The following is a 16,072-nucleotide window of genomic DNA, read 5'->3' as shown; positions in this document are numbered from 1 at the left end:
CAAAGGGCAAATGGACGTCGTCGTCGGCCGCGTGGCCAAGGCGCACGGGATCACTGGTGAACTGGCCATTGACGTGCGCACTGATTCACCCGAGTTGCGGTTCGCGCTCGGGCAGAAGATTCAGGCCAAGCTGCGTGACGGGACGTCCCGAAGCCTCACCGTGTCAGCCGCCCGGCCTCATGCCGGGCGGCTGCTCGTGCGTTTCGAGGAAGTCGTCACGCGCGATGTCGCGGAGTCGTTGCGCGGCACGTTGTTGCTGGGCAGCACGGACGACCTGCCGCCGACCGGCGACCCCGACGAGTTCTACGACCACGAGCTCGAAGGGCTCACGGCCGAACTCGTCGACGGCACGAAGATCGGCACGGTCAAGGAGATCCTGCACGGCCCCGGCGGCGAGTTGCTCGTGGTCATCCGTGACTCCGGCGAGGCGCTGATCCCGTTCGTGCGCGAGATCGTGCCCACTGTGGACGTTCGCGGCGGCCGTGTTGTGATCGACCCGCCAGAGGGCCTGCTCGATGCAGATTGACGTCGTCACGATCTTCCCCGAGTACCTGGCGCCGTTGCGTGCCGCGTTGCTCGGGAAGGCGATCGACAAGGGCCTGATCAGCGTCGGCGTGCACGACCTGCGCGACTGGACCCAGGACGTGCACAAGGCTGTCGACGACAGCCCGTACGGCGGTGGGCCCGGCATGGTCATGAAGGCCGACATCTGGGGCCCCGCCCTGGATGACGTGTGCACGGACGAGACGCGTCTCATCGTGCCGACGCCAGCCGGACGCCCGTTCACGCAGGAAGTCGCGCACGAGTACGCGAACGAATCGCACCTCGTGTTCGCGTGCGGTCGCTACGAAGGCATTGACCAGCGTGTGGTCGATGACGCCGCACGGCGCGTTCGCGTCGATGAAGTGTCCATCGGGGACTACGTGCTGGTCGGTGGCGAGGTGGCGGTGCTCGCGATCGTGGAAGCGGTCGCACGACTGCTGCCCGGCGTGCTCGGCAACCCGAAGTCGCACGCCGAGGACTCGTTCCAGGACGGGTTGCTCGAAGGGCCGAGCTACACGCGGCCCGAGGTGTGGCGCGAGCTCGCGGTGCCGGACGTGCTGCGTTCCGGCAACCACAAGCTGATCAACCGCTGGCGACGTGACCAGTCACTCGCCCGCACCTTCGAACGGCGTCCTGACCTGCTGGAATCGCTGCCGGCGGAGGCGTTCGACAAGCACGACCGAGCCCTGCTCACGCGCCTGCGCGAGGGCGGGGAGTAGTCCGATTTCATTCCGGGGTGCCTGGTCTGGCACACTGGAACAGTTGCCGCAGCCGGTGTATGTCGGCATGCGCACCAAAGCCGAGCCCCCATCATGTCGTGCACAGCCATGGAACATGCTCTGGGGAGTTCAAGACACGTGAGGAACCACCGATGAACCTCCTGGACGCACTTGACGCCCAGTCGTTGCGCTCTGACATCCCGAGCTTCCGCGCGGGTGACACGCTGAAGGTCCACGTCCGCGTCATCGAGGGCTCGCGCGAGCGCGTCCAGGTGTTCCAGGGCGTCGTGATCCGTCGCCAGGGTGGCGGCATCCGCGAGACCTTCACCGTCCGCAAGGTCTCGTTCGGCGTCGGCGTCGAGCGCACCTTCCCGGTGCACTCCCCGAACATCGCCGAGGTCGAGGTCGCGACCCGCGGTGACGTGCGTCGCGCCAAGCTGTACTACCTGCGCGACCTGCGCGGCAAGGCTGCCAAGATCAAGGAGAAGCGCGAGGCCCGTCCGGTCTCCTGACCGGTGGCTTCGAGCCCAGCAGACTTCGAGGACGCCTCCGCACCGGATGAACCGGAGCGGGGGCGTACTCCTGTCTGGAGAGAAATTCTCTACGTCGTCATGACGGCCGTCGTGCTGACGGTGCTCATCCAGGCGTTCGTGGCGCGGGTCTACGTGATCCCCTCGGCGTCCATGGAGAACACGCTGCACGGCTGCAACGGCTGCGAGAACGACCGGGTGCTGGTCGACAAGATCACCTACCGCTTCGGGGACATCGAACCGGGCGAGGTGGTCGTGTTCCGCGGCCCCGAGGCCTGGACCTCCAACGACTTCCGCGCTGCCCGGTCGACGAATCCCGTCGCGGGTTTCGTGCAGAACATCGGTTCGCTGCTGGGCATCTCGCCCGCGAACGAGCGCGATTTCGTCAAGCGCGTGATCGCGCTGCCCGGCCAGACGGTGATGTGTTGCGACGAGCAGCACCGTGTCGTTGTGGACGGAAAATCCCTCGACGAGCCGTATGTGCACTGGCAGCAAGGCACTTCGCCGGCGGACCACGAGCCGTTCGAGCCGATCCGGGTGCCGGATGGACGGTTGTTCGTCATGGGGGACAACCGGATGAACTCCACCGACTCGCGCAAACAGGGCGGCGGGGGCGTAGCGGGCACCGTGCCGGTCGAGAACGTCATCGGGAAAGCCCGGTACATCGTTTTCCCGAAAGATCGGTGGAGTGTTGTGTCGGATCACAACCCCCAGCCCCTAGGCTGATCTCGTGGTCGACGACGCTCCAGAGCAGAACCCGCCCGGTGACGAGCCCAGTTCGGACGCTTCGGACAAGCCCGCGAAGCAGAAGAAAAAGGGCAACTTCTGGAAGGAACTGCCTGTCCTGATCCTGGTCGCGTTCGGCCTTGCGATCGGCATCCAGATCTTCCTCGGCCGCGTCTACATGATTCCGTCCGAGTCGATGGAGGCGACGCTGCACGGCTGCACCGACTGCTACGGCGACCGGGTGCTCGTGGACAAGGTCACCTACCGCTTCACCGATCCGTCGCCCGGCGACGTGATCGTGTTCCGCGGGCCGCCGTCGTGGCAGAACGACTTCATCTCCGACGAGCCGGCCAACCCGATCTCGCAGGGGCTGTCGTGGCTCGGGTCGCTGATCGGGCTGCCGTCGGCGAACGAGGAGGACTTCGTCAAGCGCGTGATCGCCGTCGGCGGGCAGACCGTGAAGTGCTGCGACGAGCAGAACCGCGTGACGGTCGACGGCAAGCCGTTGGACGAGCCGTACAAGCACTTCGACGAGGGCACGCCGTCCGAGCAGGAGTCGTTCGAGGAGCTCAAGATCCCGGACGGGATGCTGTTCGTGCTCGGCGACAACCGCAACCACTCGTGCGACTCGCGTTGCCAGGGTCAGGGCGGCCTCAACGGCCTCGTGCCGGTGGACGACGTGATCGGCAAGGCGCGCGTGATCGTGCTGCCTCCGTCCAGGTGGGGCGGGGTGACGGACCACGATCCGCAGACCGTGTCGATGGGTGCGCCGGGATGGCAGCAGAACGTCCCGCTGGGGCTCGGTATCGTCGCAGCGTGGCCGCTTCTGCTGCTCGGACGTCGAGTGCGAGACCGATTCCGCCGATGACCATGCTGATGCCGCCTCGCGCGGTGGTGCGGGGCTCGTCCGGGAACTGGGCTTTGCAAAGCACGCTGGAGCGCCGGGGTCTGGGGCCCGTCGCCGGCGTCGACGAGGCAGGGCGCGGGCCGTGCGCCGGCCCGTTGGTGATCGCCGCGTGCGTCCTTCGACCGGGTGATGCTTCGCGGTTCGAAGGGCTGAACGACTCGAAGCTGATGACGGCGGCGGCACGTGATCGGATGTACGACCTGGTGCTCAAGCGTGCGCTGGATCACTCGATCGTGGTCGTGTCGCCCGCCGACATCGACTGGCTGGGCATCCACGTCATGAACATCGAGGGCATGAGGCGTGCGGTCGCGCAGATGGCGACGCACCCCGGCTACGTGCTGACGGACGGGTTCAAGGTGCCGGGGATGCCCGCGCCGAACGTGGCGGTGCTCAAGGGCGACCAGGCGGCGGCGTGCGTGGCGGCGGCATCGGTGCTGGCCAAGGTCACGCGGGACCGGATCATGGCCGACCTGCACACCCGTCATCCGCAGTACGGGTTCAACGTGCACAAGGGGTACTGCACGCCAGAGCACACGGCGGCGTTGATGGAGCACGGGCCGTGTGCGGAGCATCGCTGGTCGTATGTAAATGTGGCAGCAGCGGCCGTCAAGCACGGTCTCGCCGCGCCGCACAGGGTGGCGCGCGGCACGACCGCGCAGGCTGTGGTCCAGAATGATGCAACCCCGGCTGACGCCGGGGAGCTCGCGACGAGTGAGGGCGCGGAGCAGATGACCCGCGCGGAGGCGTAATGAGTGCAGAGGATCTCGAGAAGTACGAGACCGAGATGGAGCTGTCGCTGTACAAGGAGTACCGCGACATCGTCAGCCAGTTCTCGTTCGTCGTGGAGACCGAACGGCGTTTCTACCTGGCCAACTCGGTGGACGTGCAGGTGCGCAACGCCGATGGCGAGGTGTACTTCGAGGTGCGCATGTCGGACGCGTGGGTGTGGGACATGTACCGCCCCGCGAGGTTCGTCAAGAACGTTCGTGTCATCACGTTCAAGGACGTGAACGTGGAGGAGCTGGATAAGCCGGACCTGCGGTTGCCGGAAAGCGGGCCCTTCCCCACGTAGGCCACTAGCACACCCCACCGACAATTCCGCCGTTCCAAGATCCACAACGGCCGACTTGTCCACAGGCGCTGAGTTGTCCACAGATTCCCCTCAGCCCGGTCGCCCCTCCCGCCCCGCCCTGCAAGGTCGTACCCAACGACCCGCAGGGAGGCGAGGGCAGTGGTGGCACAGGCACCGGCCGAGACCAGGCAGCAGGAGAAGGGGCGTCAGGGCGAGGACCTGGCGTGCAGGTACCTGGAGGGGCAGGGCCTGGTGGTCCTGTCGCGGAACTGGACGTGCCGCGACGGCGAGCTCGACGTCGTGGCTGTGGAGGGCGACCGGCTGGTCGTCTGCGAGGTCAAGACCAGGTCAGGCCCTGCCTGGGGCCGTCCGGACGAGGCGGTGGACGAGCGCAAGCTCTCGCGCCTGCGCCGGACAGCCCTGCGGTGGCTGGCGGCGCACGGCGTCGGCTGGTGCAACGTCCGCGTCGACCTGATCTCGGTCACCTGGCCTCCCTCCGGCGAAGCGCGCCTGCAACACCTGCGGGGAGCCTGAGATGGGCTTGGCGCAGGCGTGGTCCGTCGCCCTCTACGGCGTCGACGGCCTGGCGGTCGAGATCGAGGCCGACGTGGGCGTGGGCCAGCCCCGCACCCACCTCCTCGGGCTTCCCGACGCGTCCTTGCACGAGTCGAAGGAGCGCGTGAAGGCCGCCGTCCGCAACAGCGAGGAGGAGTGGCCGAAGCAGCGCATCGTCCTGGGCCTGTCCCCGGCGAACCTGCCCAAGGGCGGCAGCAGCTACGACGTCGCCATCGCCTGCGCCACCCTCGCCGCCGCCGGCTCGGTCCCGTGCGATCGCCTGGCCACCACCGTCCTGCTGGGCGAGCTGGCTCTGGACGGCCGGGTCCGCGCGGTCCGAGGCGTTCTGCCCGCCCTGCTGGCCGCCCGCCGAGCAGGCCTCAAGGCGGCCATCGTCCCGGTCGACGCCCTGCCGGAGGCCGCCCTGGTGGACGGCATCGAACTCCACGGAGCCCAGACCCTCCGCGAGGTCCTGGCCTGGCTGCGCGGCGAGGACGTGACGCTGCAACCGCCACCCGCCTGCGTCGACCCACCACTGCCGGACGTCCCGGACCTGGCCGACGTGGTGGGCCAGCCAGAAGCCCGCTGGGCCCTCGAGGTAGCCGCCGCAGGCGCCCACCACCTCCTCCTGACGGGCCCGCCGGGCACCGGCAAGACGATGCTGGCCGAACGCCTCCCCGGCCTCCTCCCACCGCTGTCGCGCCAGGACTCCCTGGCGGTGACCGCCGTCCACTCGGTGGCGGGCGTCCTGTCCTCCGACTATCCGCTGGTGGCCAGCCCGCCGTTCGTCAACGTCCACCACACGACGTCGATAGCGGCCCTGATAGGCGGCGGCAGTGGAATGGCCAAGCCAGGCGCGGCCTCCCGAGCCCACAAGGGCGTTCTGTTCCTGGACGAGGCCTGCGAGTTCGGCCAGAAGACCATCGACACCCTCCGCACGGCCCTGGAAGAGGGCGAAGTCCGCATCCCGCGCCGAGACGGCATAGCCCGCTACCCGGCCCGCTTCCAGCTGATCCTCGCCACCAACCCCTGCCCGTGCGCCCCGCCGAAGGAAGTCGACTGCATCTGCACGGCCACAGTCCGCCGCCGCTACCAGTCCCGCCTCTCCGGCCCGCTGCTCGACCGCGTGGACCTCAGGGTCCGGATGAGGGCCACCACAGCCATGTCCAACGCCGACGCCGCCCCACCAGAACCGACGTCGGTGGTCCGCGAACGAGTGCTCAAAGCCAGATCCCGAGCCGCCACCCGCTGGTCGGCCCACGGCCACATCTGGCAGGCCAACGCCTTGGTCCCGGGCCCGGCCCTGCGCCGGGAGTTCGCCCTCCCCAGGCCGACCACAGCCCTGCTCGACCGAGCCCTGGCCGTAGGCGCCCTGACGGGCAGAGGAGCAGACCGCTGCCTACGGGTCACCTGGAACGTAATCTAGCTGATGTGACCACGACCCACCAGCACAGCACCTCGGACCTGGTGCGGGACCTCCTGCACCGGCACCGCGAACGTCTCGCGCTCGTCCCGGAGCGAGGGGAGGTGCAAGGGGGCGTCTACCTGCGGATTAGCGAGGACCGCGAGGGCGACGAGCTGGGCATTGATCGGCACTTCGAGGATTTGCTCAACCTGTTCAAGGGGCGCGGCTGGGCGCTGGACCGGCGACACGTGTTCATCGACAACGACCTCTCGGCCGCCGGGAAGCGCGACCGTCCCAACTTCCTGCGGATGCTCGGCGTCCTCGGGCAGGGGGAGCTGAAGGTCATCACGGCCTGGATGCTGGACCGCTTCCTGCGTGACCGCCCGGACCAGCTGCGCCTCTACGAGGTCTGCGAACAGCAGGAGATGCTGCTCGCGTTCGCCCGTGGCTCCGACATCGACATGAGCACGCCCAGCGGCCAGATGGTGGCGGACATCCTGGCGGCGACCGCCCGAGCAGAGATCAAGGTCAAGGGAGACCGTCAGCGGAGAGCGCAAGAGCAGGCCGCGCGGCAGGGGCGACGCGTCGGTGGCCGGCGGCCGTTCGGCTATGACTCCTCGGGGATGGAGGTCGAGCCGGACGAGGCCGCCGCGATCCGCCGTGGGTACAGCGACCTCCTGGCGGGCGTGCCGCTCGGGCAGATCGCACGGGAGTGGAATGCGGCTGGGCTGCACAGCGGGCAAACGAGGTACCGCGACAACCGCAGGGGCAAGCGTGGTGAGCCCACCGAGTGGACCCACGACACGGTCCGCCTGGTGCTGCTCAACCCCCGCAACGCCGGGTTGCGCAGGTACAAGGGTGAGATCGTCGCTCCGGCCCGCTGGCCCGCGCTCGTGGGTGAAGAGGTGTGGCGGGCTGCTGATGCCCTCCTGAACGAGCCTGGGCGGCGTTCCGGCGGTGCTGGCCGGTCGGGGCAGAGGATGCTGACCGGCGTGGCGCTGTGCGGAGTCTGTGGGGCCACGGTGCACTCCGGTCGCGGGGAGGCCGCGCGGCGGGGGTACGCGGTGTACCGCTGCTCTGCGAGCACTGGCCACGTGGTGCGCCAGCTCGACCCCGTGGACGAGTACGTCTCCGCCTTCGCGGTTGCGCGTCTGTCCCGGCCGGACGCCGCGGACCTCCTGACGACCCGTACCGGTCCCGACGTGGCAGAGCTGCGCGACGAGGCGAATGGTCTGCGGAGGCGGCTGGAGACGCTGGCCGTCGACTTCGCGGACGACGTGCTGACTGCGAGTCAGCTCCGTGCTGCCACCGAGCGGCTGCGGACGAAGCTGCGGGACACGGAGAGCCAGCTCGCCGACGCCGGGCGTGCGTCCCTGCTCGGGCCGATCATCGCTGCGGAGAACGTGGCCAAGGCGTGGGAGGCGCTGGACGACCACCGCCGCCGCGCGATCGTGGACGCGATCATGTACGTGGTCGTCTTCCCGGTCGGGCGTGGCCGCCGCAACTTCGATCCGGACACCGTCCTGGTGCTACCGCGCATCGAGTCCTGAACTGGTCGCACGCACCCCGCCGCATCGTTGCGGCGGGGTTTTTTGCTTTTTTCTTCCGGCTCCCTAATTCCGCTCTGATCTGCACATTCAGTGAGACGATACCCCCCGCGGCGGGGGGTATAAGGCCAGGTCAGAGCCCTTTCATGGGTTGTGAGACGGCCGGTCGTCCGACTAATGTTGGTCTCGCCGCACAGCGGCGACACCCGAAGTGAGGAGCGTTCTTCTCGCCGCACAACGGCGACACAAAATTGAGGCTGGAACGACCCGAACGTAGAGGGAGAACCGCCCATTGGTCAGCACCACGGCACTACCAATGGAGAGCGGAAATGGAAGACAGGTTGGGTCGGGTCACCGCACCTGATGTGGCACGGCTGCGCGGCAAGGTCGGCATGGCGGTCACCCGTGGACGGCGTGACGAGGAGATCCAGTACCGCGCGGAGCTGAAGACGGCTCTGCTGGCGCAGCGCATCAAGGAGACGGTGGAGAGTTGGCCGCCGCTCACCCCCGAGCAGCACACCCAGCTGGCCGCGCTGCTCGCCCCGGTCGCGGGCGGTGCCGGGTGAACGCCGCACTCGTCGTTCAGGAGTTCTGCCGGAACGAGGCCGACTGTGTCCGCTGGGTCTTGATCGACGGAAAGCCCTGGTTCGTCGCCTCGGACGTGACCGCCGCGCTGGGATACGCCAACGGGCGCAGGGCCGTGGAGCAGCACGTGCCTGCGCATCATCGGAATAGCGTCCCGTTTCGGGACGGTATTCGGGGCAACCCCCACCGCTCGGTGATCTCCGAGGCCGGGCTCTACCGGCTGATCATGCGGAGCAACACCGCCGATGCCGAGGACTTCCAGGAGTGGGTCACCTCTGTGGTGCTGCCCTCCATCCGCCGGGACGGGACCTTCTCGGTCGGTCACGCCGCACTCGCGATGCCGCCGGACTACCCGGCAGCTCTGCGGGAACTGGCCGCCACTGTGGAGCGCGAGGCAGCGACCAAGGCAGCCCTGGAGTCCAGGACGCTGGAGCTGGAAGCCGCTCGCCCGGCCGTGGAGTTCCACGACCAGTTCGTCCAGGCGGACGGGCTCTACAAGGTTGCGGACGTGGCTAAGACGCTCGGCATCCCGGGCCTGGGCCAGAACGTCCTGTTCAAGTTCCTGCGGTCCCAGCGCGTGCTCATCCAGGGCGGCCAGTCCCACAACACCCCGTACCAGCCGCACGTGAACCTGGGGCGCTTCGTGGTCAAGGTGACCACGTACCAGCGCCACGGCCGGACCGTCAGCAGCAAGACTCCGTACGTCACGCCCAAGGGCCTGGAGTACATCGCGCGCTTGGTCGAACGGCACTGGGACGACCGGTGACCGCAAACGGGGAAGGCCGCCCCGCTGGTGACGGAGCGGCCTCTAAGAACCCGAACGAACAGGGCAATTCTACGGCCCCCCGCCCGCTGACGGGGCTCATGTCGAAGATCCTTCGCACTGGGACCAAGGGGAAGTACCCGCGTCCCGAGGCCGCTGTTCTGGCGGTGATGACCTCTGCGCTGAACAAGGGCTGGACCTGGGCCAAGTTCCACGCGGAGTGGTCTCAGCCCGACTGCGGCATGAGGTTGAAGCTTGTCGGCGACGCGGCCGAGCTGCTGAAGCTCTGGAACAAGGCGTCCGCCTTCGTGGCTGACTCGCCCCCGGTGCTCTCCGCCTCGGAGGCCCGTCAGGAGCTGGGGCTGATCCGTGCCGAGCTGTCCTCGGCCACGCTGGAGGGCCGCAACAGGGTCCGTGACCGCTCGATCCTGGAGTTCATCCTGGAGAGGGCTACGCGGAAGGGGCGCTTGGTCCTGCCTCTGGCCCTGAGGACGATCGCAGAGGGCACTGGCCAGAGCCCCGAAACCTCCCGCCGGGCTCTGGAATCCCTTGTCTCGCGTGGATGGATCACCGTGCACTCCACCAGTCACCGTGCACTCGCCACCGTCTACCGCGTGCACTCCCCTTCTCGCAGGTCATCGAAGGTAAGCGCCACGTCGGCACCCTCGATCTCCTCTCGCCAGACCCAGTGCACGGATGAGACACCCCTCCGGAGGAGGGACCTGGGGGAGGACTGTGTCTCGTCCGTGCACTCGATGGCCTCCACCGACGTGTTCCGGTCCTTGGGCAGGAGCGCCGCCGTGCTCTATGCCCACCTGTCCTTCACGAGCCCGATGAAGGCCGCCGAGCTGGTGGAGTCCACGGAGCTGGCGCGCAGGACCGTGTTCAAGTGGCTGGGCAGGCTCAAGGAGGAAGGTCTTGCGGCCCAGGCGGAGGAAGGGGCCTGGGTAAAGGTCGAAGTCGACTTGGAAGCTCTGGCCGAGGTCATGGGGGTCAGCGGCCTGGCCGACGCTCAGAAGGCCCAGCACGCCCGCGAACGTGAGGCCTGGGCACTCAGGATCTCCAAGCCGTCCAAGGCCGTCAGCGAGCCGTCCAGGACCCCAGAGGAGACCAGCGCGACCGACGCGGTCATCCCGATGCGGCGAAACCGGGGCGTCCGCAGGGCCGGGCGGAAGCACCGCAAGAGGGGCGGCAGCACGGTCGGTGCACGCAGGGGTCCGACAGGGCTCCCCGTGTCTGATCGTGCGGAGGTCGCCGCGTGACCGGATCAAGGCAAACCACCCTGTGTGTCCTGTACCCGAACCCGTTCGACGGTAAGGAAACGGCGCTCGCCGAGCTGCGGCGTCTTGGCCTTCCCGCCCCGGACAACGAAATGGAGGCGTCGGCATGACCACGTCCAAGACCCCGATCGAACAGGCGTACTTCACCCCGACTCCGCCGTCTAAGACTGCGATCCTGGCTGACACCAAACGGATTGCGGACCAGATCCTCCGCTCCAACCCGTTGAAGAACGCGCGTGTGGACGGTGGCCTGACGCGCTGGGAAGGCGCATACGGCGGCGAGTTCGCCTGGTTCGGCGAGTTCTACCCCGGCGACCCGAACCGGGACGGCAAGCCCCAGCGCGGCATCTCGCTCGTGCGCGACGACCCCCAGCAGAAGACGGCGTTCGCCATGTTCGACCCCCACCCGGAGGAAGGGCGTCCGCTGCGTCAGCGCATCTTCATGGACGACGCGGACGGGCACCCTCTCCTCCACGAGGGGGAGAACGGAGGCTGGGCGTACCCGTTCCTCCCGATCCAGCTGTTTCGCGCCGACCAGGGCGGCTACATCCAGACCAACCAGACGACGGACCGGCTCATCTTCACCGGCCGCTCCGCCGTTATGGGGCGACACGTCGAGTGCCAGGGGTTCGGGACCTCGGCTAACAACGAGTCCGGCCTGATCTACATGCGCGTCACCGGCAACAACGGTGAAGTCGTCACCGCCCCGGCGTTCGAGTACACCGGCGTCGGCGGCTTCACCCTCACCGCGGATCTCGGCGCGGACGGCGGCGTCCGGAACGCCACGGAGATGACCGTGGACGTGTTCGCCCGCAAGACCGGAGGACCGGGAGACATCGTCATCCAGCTGCGCTCGGTGTTCAGCTTCAGCAAGCCGAGCCTCTGACTCCGGCCGGCCATCGGGCCAGCACCCAAAAGACACCCCGCCGGGGACTCCACGGCTCATACCCCCGAGGGGTACCCCCCAGGGACAGAGCGGAGACGCGACCCCAAGGACCTGTGCGGAGGTGACCGGACCCCATAGAAACGGCTACTCGTCGGCCTTGAGGGAAGCCCATCCGGCTGGGCTGTTGGACTCGCCGCAGTTCAGGCACGCTGTATCGCCTGTGTTCATGCCGAGGTGGTACTCCCGGGCTCGCTCCTTGTGTTCGCATGGCGGCGAGCCTGCTTCTTCCCAGCGGCGACGGATCTTGACTAGTTCACTCATCTGCACGTTGCCCATGACAGACAGGCTAAGCGGCGTCTTCGCAAAGCACTGGCGTGAGTTCCTGACTCACGATAAGTTGCCATATCGTGAGTCAGGATCTGGTCCAGGTCGCCCCCGTTGACGCCCTCCCCGCCACCCCGGAGGAGCGTCTCGCCGCGCTCGACATGGCGGCACAGGAGTACGTCCGCACCCAGCGGCCCGCGAACACCCAGCGCGCCTACGCCGCCGACTGGAAGGTCTGGACGCGGTACGTCACCGAGCTGGGTATCCCGGAGGACTCCGCGACCGCCGGGGCGCTCGTCGGGTTCGTCGTGTGGCTGGAGCGCCAGGACGCCGCTCCCACGACCGTGGACCGCCGCCTGGCCGGTGCCGTCGTCGGTCTCCGTCAGCACGGTGCAGAGCCGCCCAAGGCCGCCACAGAGGCCGCCAGGGCGGCGCTGAACGGCTACCGGCGTCGCCTCGCCGAGGCAGGGGAGAAGCGCGGCCGTGGGAAGGCTCCGGCGATGGAGATCAAGCACTTGCGCGCCATCTCCGCCGCGTGCCCCGAGACCCTCACCGGCATCCGTGACCGCGCCGTGGTGCTGATCGCGTTCTCCGTCGCGGGCCGCCGCTCCGAGGTCGCCGCCCTGCTCGTCTCCGACGTTGTGGAAGCCGCAGAGGGCCTGGTGATCACCATCCGCTCCGGCAAGACCGGGGGGCGCACCGTGGCAGTCCCGTACGGCTCGCACGAGAGCACTTGTCCCGTCCGGGCCTGGCGTGCGTGGCTCGACGCGTCCGGCATCACCGAGGGTCCGGCCTTCCGGCGCATCGACCGGCACGGGCGCATCCTCGGCGGCATGGCCGCCCAGTCAGTCGGGACCATCATCACCACGGCCGGAGAGCGGGCGGGCGTCACCGTGCGCTTCACCGGCCACTCCGCCCGCGCGGGCCTGGCCACCGAGGCACGGCGGGCAGGTCACGACGCCAAGACGATCAGCCAGCACACCGGCCACGCCCCCAACTCGCCGGTCCTCTACGACTACATGCGCACCGTGGACCAGTGGGCGGACAACGCGGTGGCCGGCATCGGGATGTAGCCGCCCGCTACTCAGGCCGCCGCAGCACGAGCCCGGCCGGTCGAGCCGTCCGGAAGAAGCATGGGACTCAAGCGATACCGCTGCCCTGGCTGCGCTCCGAGGCCCTTCACGTGGAACGCGGACGGGGATTCCAGTTCCCGCATGTGCTCCACGATTTCGGGCATGGAGCCCATGACGGCTGCGGTTTCCAGCGCTATGCCGCGTATGCCCTTGATCGATGCGCCGCCCAGACCGATCCAGTGAAGGCCGTTGTGGATTAGCGCTGCGCGTTCGTCAGCGTCGCGGAGCTGGTTCTGATCGCGCGTGATGATGGCGTCGAACTTTCTGGAACCCAGCAGCTCGAACAGGGCAATGTCCGTCATTGCCGTAGTGCCTTCGTTTTCTGCGGAGCGGAACTCGTGGTCGTAGAAGAGGTCTCGCAGTGGTCCCAGCATCGTGATGGGGGCGTTCTCGTCCAGGAAGAACTTCACGCTGCCTCCCCGACGTGGTTGATCGACTCTTGGAGGCTCAGGGCGTCAAGCGCGGCTTCCCGGCCCACTCGGGGGTAGTAGTTCGCCACCCGTTCGGGAGGTAGGCCACCTTCCACCAGGCTCGCTACCGAGTCGAACGCCACTCGGGTTCCGTCGATGGTGGGCCAGCCACCAAGACGTGCAACGTCTACACGGAGAAGAGGGCGAGGCCGCTGAAAGTCCACGACTTCGTGGCCTTGAAGATTTATGAAAGGACCGTAGACGTTTTCAAGGCTCGTTATTACAATCTGCCCCTTGCGTACCAGGTCAACGGCTACGCCATTTTCTACTAGGAACACCGATTCGCCGTCGGTGGTGAATTGATAGCGGGACGGATGTTCCGTCAGGTCCAGCTCACGCAGTCCGGCTAGCGCTTTTCGGATGCGCTGGAGGGGTACCTCTTTGCGCAGGTGCACGAAAGTTCGAAGCGCCACCAAGTCCTGAAATGAGTACAAAGCCCTGGGAGAGGTTTGAATCTCAGGGACAAGGAGGGCGGGGTGCTGTCGCCAGTTGGCGAGCTGGCTAGGGGATGCGCCGGTAAGTATGGATGCCAGGGCGCTAGGAAATGCCATTTACCTCACCACCCGTCGAAGCCTAAACCGAAGCGTCATCATCACGGATGCTCACAACCCCCGCCAGTCCTGTGGTCTCGGGGATTGGTCGCTGATCCTGGCTCTGGTGTTACCACCGGGTCCTCGGCTAACCCAACCGAACCGTCGCCACGTCAGTCCACTCGTACGCCTTGCGGTCCCGGTTGAGGTCGATCAACGACACAGAGGACACGGTCACGTTCGCCGTGCGCTCTCCGTGCGCCTTCAATGCCTCGGCGACCGGTTCGGCCGGTCCAGCGGAGTTGCAGTACCCGAGGCTGACGTGAGCCCGGAACCCGTCCTCTCGCTCCGGGACGTTCTCCACGCCCCACACGTCCCCAATCGCGGCGCGGATCGCAAGGCGTAGCTCGGCCACCGGCTCCAGTGGCCGGCCTGGCATCTGGATGGTCTCGGGGTCGACGTGAGCAGGGCCGATGGTGAGCGTGAACGGCTTCAACGCCGCGCACCTAGTGCGCGCGGCCTCCACGATCCGGTCTACGTCGCCGCGGTTGACCTCGTCGGTGAAGCCGATGCCCTGGAGCGTGAGGTGCAACCACTTCACCGGTACGGGGTCGAGTACGGGGAGCTGCCCGAGCACGGGGGCGTAGTGCTCCACGAGGGCGTGCGCCTCGGGCTGGTCCGCAAAGGTGATGTGCCACGTATAGAAGGAGCGACCGACCTCCCAGCCCGGACGCCACCACCAGTGATCCCGCATCGGCTCCAGCTCGGCCACGGTTCGTGCCTCCCCGCGTTCTACGTGGACAACTCCTTGACCACCGTCTCACGCTGGAACGCCGTGATCGAGTCCCGGACGCGGCGCGCGATCGGGTCCAGCGGCTTCGCGGTCTGCGCCGCGATGGTGTCGACTTCTTCCACGCGGAGCAGCAGCGGCCGGACGCGGTGCTGCGGTGCGGTCTCCAGCACCGGTGTCAGGGTGTGCTCGGCTCCGCCCATGTCGCCGCGCATCAGGTGCGCCTTGACCTGCACGAGCCGGGTCATGCGCTCGGAGCCGAGGTTGCGCAGGTGCGCAGGTGTCGCCTCGAACACGGCCACCGCGCGGTCCGCGTAGGCCAGCGCCTCGTCCGCCTCACCGAGAGACAGCCGCGTGTCTGCCCAGAGCGATCCCGCGCGGTCCAGAGAGCACGTGAACGGACCGGCCAGCTCGTCATCGGCACGGGTGAGCCGATTAGCTGCGTCCTGCGCACGGTGCAGGGCTTCGGTTGCGGGACCGGCGTCACCGGCACGCGCAAGGTCGAGCGCCAGCGCGCTGGACAGGTACAGCTCGGCGGACCCGGTCGCTGTGTACCGCAAGCCGTCCGCCGCGTAGTCGGCCGCCGCCAAGAAGTCGTCCTGCCAGAACGCGGCGGTGTGCTGCGTGGCGCGCACCCAAGCGCGCAGCGGGTTGTAGTCGGCGCGCTCGGCGCACAACCACGCGGCGCGGGCGTGGTCCTCGGCGGCCGTTGGCTGGCCGAGGTCGACCGACATCCACGCCAGGACGGTCAGCGACCAGCCCGCTGCCGCGTACAACTCGCGCGACATCTGCGGCGCTTGGTGTCCGGCCAGCAGCGTGAACGCCCTGTCTCGCAACGCCTTCGTTCTCGCGAATAGGGGCAGCGTCGGCGTCTTGAGGTAGGAGCGTGCGATGCGCCGCACCTCGGCGTGCATCTGCTCAATCGACAGTTCGCCCACGTTCGAGGACTCGGCCCACGCGAGGAACTCGGCGGACTCGTCGGCCGCGCTCATCAACACCTCCGTCACCGTCTTGGTGCTCGCGAGGTGCGACGTGGTGACGACCGGCGCGGGCGTGGTCTTGGTGGTCGAGCTGAAGCCGAGGTCGGCATCCGACGCGACGCCCAGCACCGCGCGCAACGCGGCCCGGTAGTGATCAGAGGGCATCCCGACCGCGCCGCGCTCGATCTTCGCGATGTAGTGCGCGTCCAGCGGGAAGCGTTGGCGGGTGGTCTCCCAGAGCCAGACGCACGCGGCCTCGGCCAGCTCGCGGCGGCTCATGCGCGCACCCGTCACCTGGCGGGACGCTGTGGCTTCGCGGACCGCTCG

General features: G+C 68.0%; 20 protein-coding genes. 15 read left to right on the top strand and 5 right to left on the bottom strand.

Features of this window, described 5'->3' with window-relative positions; translation table 11 throughout:
- Positions 1-10: 10 nt before the first annotated feature.
- From rimM to ACH413_RS46985, 14 genes are all read left to right on the top strand, one after another.
- Positions 11-526 (top strand): ribosome maturation factor RimM, encoded by a 516-nt coding sequence (rimM, locus tag ACH413_RS47050; protein WP_093593367.1) that lies wholly within the window; start codon positions 11-13, stop codon positions 524-526.
- Positions 516-1,262: a tRNA (guanosine(37)-N1)-methyltransferase TrmD gene (gene trmD, locus ACH413_RS47045; RefSeq protein ID WP_360047369.1), complete on the top strand. Its 747-nt coding sequence runs from the start codon at positions 516-518 to the stop codon at positions 1,260-1,262. Before rimM ends, trmD begins: the two co-directional genes overlap by 11 nt.
- 152 nt (positions 1,263-1,414) lie before the next feature.
- Positions 1,415-1,774 (top strand): 50S ribosomal protein L19, encoded by a 360-nt coding sequence (gene rplS, locus ACH413_RS47040; RefSeq protein ID WP_360047368.1) that lies wholly within the window; start codon positions 1,415-1,417, stop codon positions 1,772-1,774.
- A 3-nt stretch (positions 1,775-1,777) separates the two neighbouring features.
- On the top strand, positions 1,778-2,518 hold the full coding sequence (gene lepB, locus ACH413_RS47035) for a signal peptidase I (protein WP_396426201.1): 741 nt from the start codon (positions 1,778-1,780) through the stop codon (positions 2,516-2,518).
- A 4-nt stretch (positions 2,519-2,522) separates the two neighbouring features.
- On the top strand, positions 2,523-3,386 hold the full coding sequence (gene lepB, locus ACH413_RS47030) for a signal peptidase I (RefSeq protein WP_360047367.1): 864 nt from the start codon (positions 2,523-2,525) through the stop codon (positions 3,384-3,386).
- The gene (locus ACH413_RS47025; RefSeq protein ID WP_360047366.1) at positions 3,383-4,174 is read left to right on the top strand and encodes a ribonuclease HII; all 792 of its coding nucleotides are present in this window, start codon (positions 3,383-3,385) and stop codon (positions 4,172-4,174) included. Before lepB (ACH413_RS47030) ends, ACH413_RS47025 begins: the two co-directional genes overlap by 4 nt.
- Entirely contained in the window at positions 4,174-4,497 is a 324-nt protein-coding gene (locus ACH413_RS47020; protein WP_030468024.1) for a DUF2469 domain-containing protein, read from the top strand. The genes ACH413_RS47025 and ACH413_RS47020 overlap by 1 nt, the downstream gene beginning before the upstream one ends.
- A 162-nt stretch (positions 4,498-4,659) precedes the next feature.
- Entirely contained in the window at positions 4,660-5,031 is a 372-nt protein-coding gene (locus tag ACH413_RS47015) for a YraN family protein (RefSeq protein ID WP_360047365.1), read from the top strand.
- Between the two features lies 1 nt (position 5,032).
- Positions 5,033-6,478, top strand: coding sequence for a YifB family Mg chelatase-like AAA ATPase (locus ACH413_RS47010; protein ID WP_360047364.1), 1,446 nt, complete (start codon positions 5,033-5,035; stop codon positions 6,476-6,478).
- A 5-nt stretch (positions 6,479-6,483) separates the two neighbouring features.
- Positions 6,484-8,007: a recombinase family protein gene (locus ACH413_RS47005; protein ID WP_360047363.1), complete on the top strand. Its 1,524-nt coding sequence runs from the start codon at positions 6,484-6,486 to the stop codon at positions 8,005-8,007.
- A 326-nt stretch (positions 8,008-8,333) separates the two neighbouring features.
- Positions 8,334-8,570, top strand: coding sequence for a hypothetical protein (locus tag ACH413_RS47000; RefSeq protein ID WP_360047362.1), 237 nt, complete (start codon positions 8,334-8,336; stop codon positions 8,568-8,570).
- The gene (locus tag ACH413_RS46995) at positions 8,567-9,355 is read left to right on the top strand and encodes a phage antirepressor KilAC domain-containing protein (protein ID WP_360047361.1); all 789 of its coding nucleotides are present in this window, start codon (positions 8,567-8,569) and stop codon (positions 9,353-9,355) included. Before ACH413_RS47000 ends, ACH413_RS46995 begins: the two co-directional genes overlap by 4 nt.
- On the top strand, positions 9,352-10,614 hold the full coding sequence (locus tag ACH413_RS46990; protein ID WP_360047360.1) for a hypothetical protein: 1,263 nt from the start codon (positions 9,352-9,354) through the stop codon (positions 10,612-10,614). Before ACH413_RS46995 ends, ACH413_RS46990 begins: the two co-directional genes overlap by 4 nt.
- A 124-nt stretch (positions 10,615-10,738) precedes the next feature.
- Positions 10,739-11,518: a hypothetical protein gene (locus tag ACH413_RS46985; RefSeq protein ID WP_360047359.1), complete on the top strand. Its 780-nt coding sequence runs from the start codon at positions 10,739-10,741 to the stop codon at positions 11,516-11,518.
- Positions 11,519-11,662: 144 nt separating this feature from the next.
- Here the strand turns inward: ACH413_RS46985 and ACH413_RS46980 are convergent, their stop codons facing one another.
- On the bottom strand, positions 11,663-11,854 hold the full coding sequence (locus ACH413_RS46980; RefSeq protein ID WP_360047358.1) for a hypothetical protein: 192 nt from the start codon (positions 11,852-11,854) through the stop codon (positions 11,663-11,665).
- Positions 11,855-11,925: 71 nt separating this feature from the next.
- On the opposite strand from ACH413_RS46980, the gene ACH413_RS46975 reads away from it, so the two are divergent.
- Positions 11,926-12,915, top strand: coding sequence for a site-specific integrase (locus tag ACH413_RS46975; RefSeq protein WP_360047357.1), 990 nt, complete (start codon positions 11,926-11,928; stop codon positions 12,913-12,915).
- An 11-nt stretch (positions 12,916-12,926) separates the two neighbouring features.
- Here ACH413_RS46975 and ACH413_RS46970 read toward each other — a convergent pair whose 3' ends face one another.
- From ACH413_RS46970 to ACH413_RS46955, 4 genes are all read right to left on the bottom strand, one after another.
- Positions 12,927-13,385, bottom strand: coding sequence for a hypothetical protein (locus ACH413_RS46970; protein ID WP_360047356.1), 459 nt, complete (start codon positions 13,383-13,385; stop codon positions 12,927-12,929).
- Entirely contained in the window at positions 13,382-13,996 is a 615-nt protein-coding gene (locus ACH413_RS46965) for a DUF433 domain-containing protein (protein ID WP_360047355.1), read from the bottom strand. The genes ACH413_RS46970 and ACH413_RS46965 overlap by 4 nt, the downstream gene beginning before the upstream one ends.
- Before the next feature lie 127 nt (positions 13,997-14,123).
- A complete protein-coding gene (locus tag ACH413_RS46960) occupies positions 14,124-14,747 on the bottom strand; it encodes a 2'-5' RNA ligase family protein (RefSeq protein WP_360047354.1) in 624 nt (207 codons plus the stop codon).
- A 20-nt stretch (positions 14,748-14,767) separates the two neighbouring features.
- A complete protein-coding gene (locus ACH413_RS46955) occupies positions 14,768-16,024 on the bottom strand; it encodes a hypothetical protein (RefSeq protein WP_360047353.1) in 1,257 nt (418 codons plus the stop codon).
- Positions 16,025-16,072 lie beyond the last annotated feature (48 nt).

It is taken from the genome of Lentzea sp. NPDC020367, assembly GCF_044387305.1.
Taxonomy (GTDB): Bacteria; Actinomycetota; Actinomycetes; order Mycobacteriales; family Pseudonocardiaceae; genus Lentzea.
This window is presented reverse-complemented; position numbering and strand designations above follow the sequence as displayed.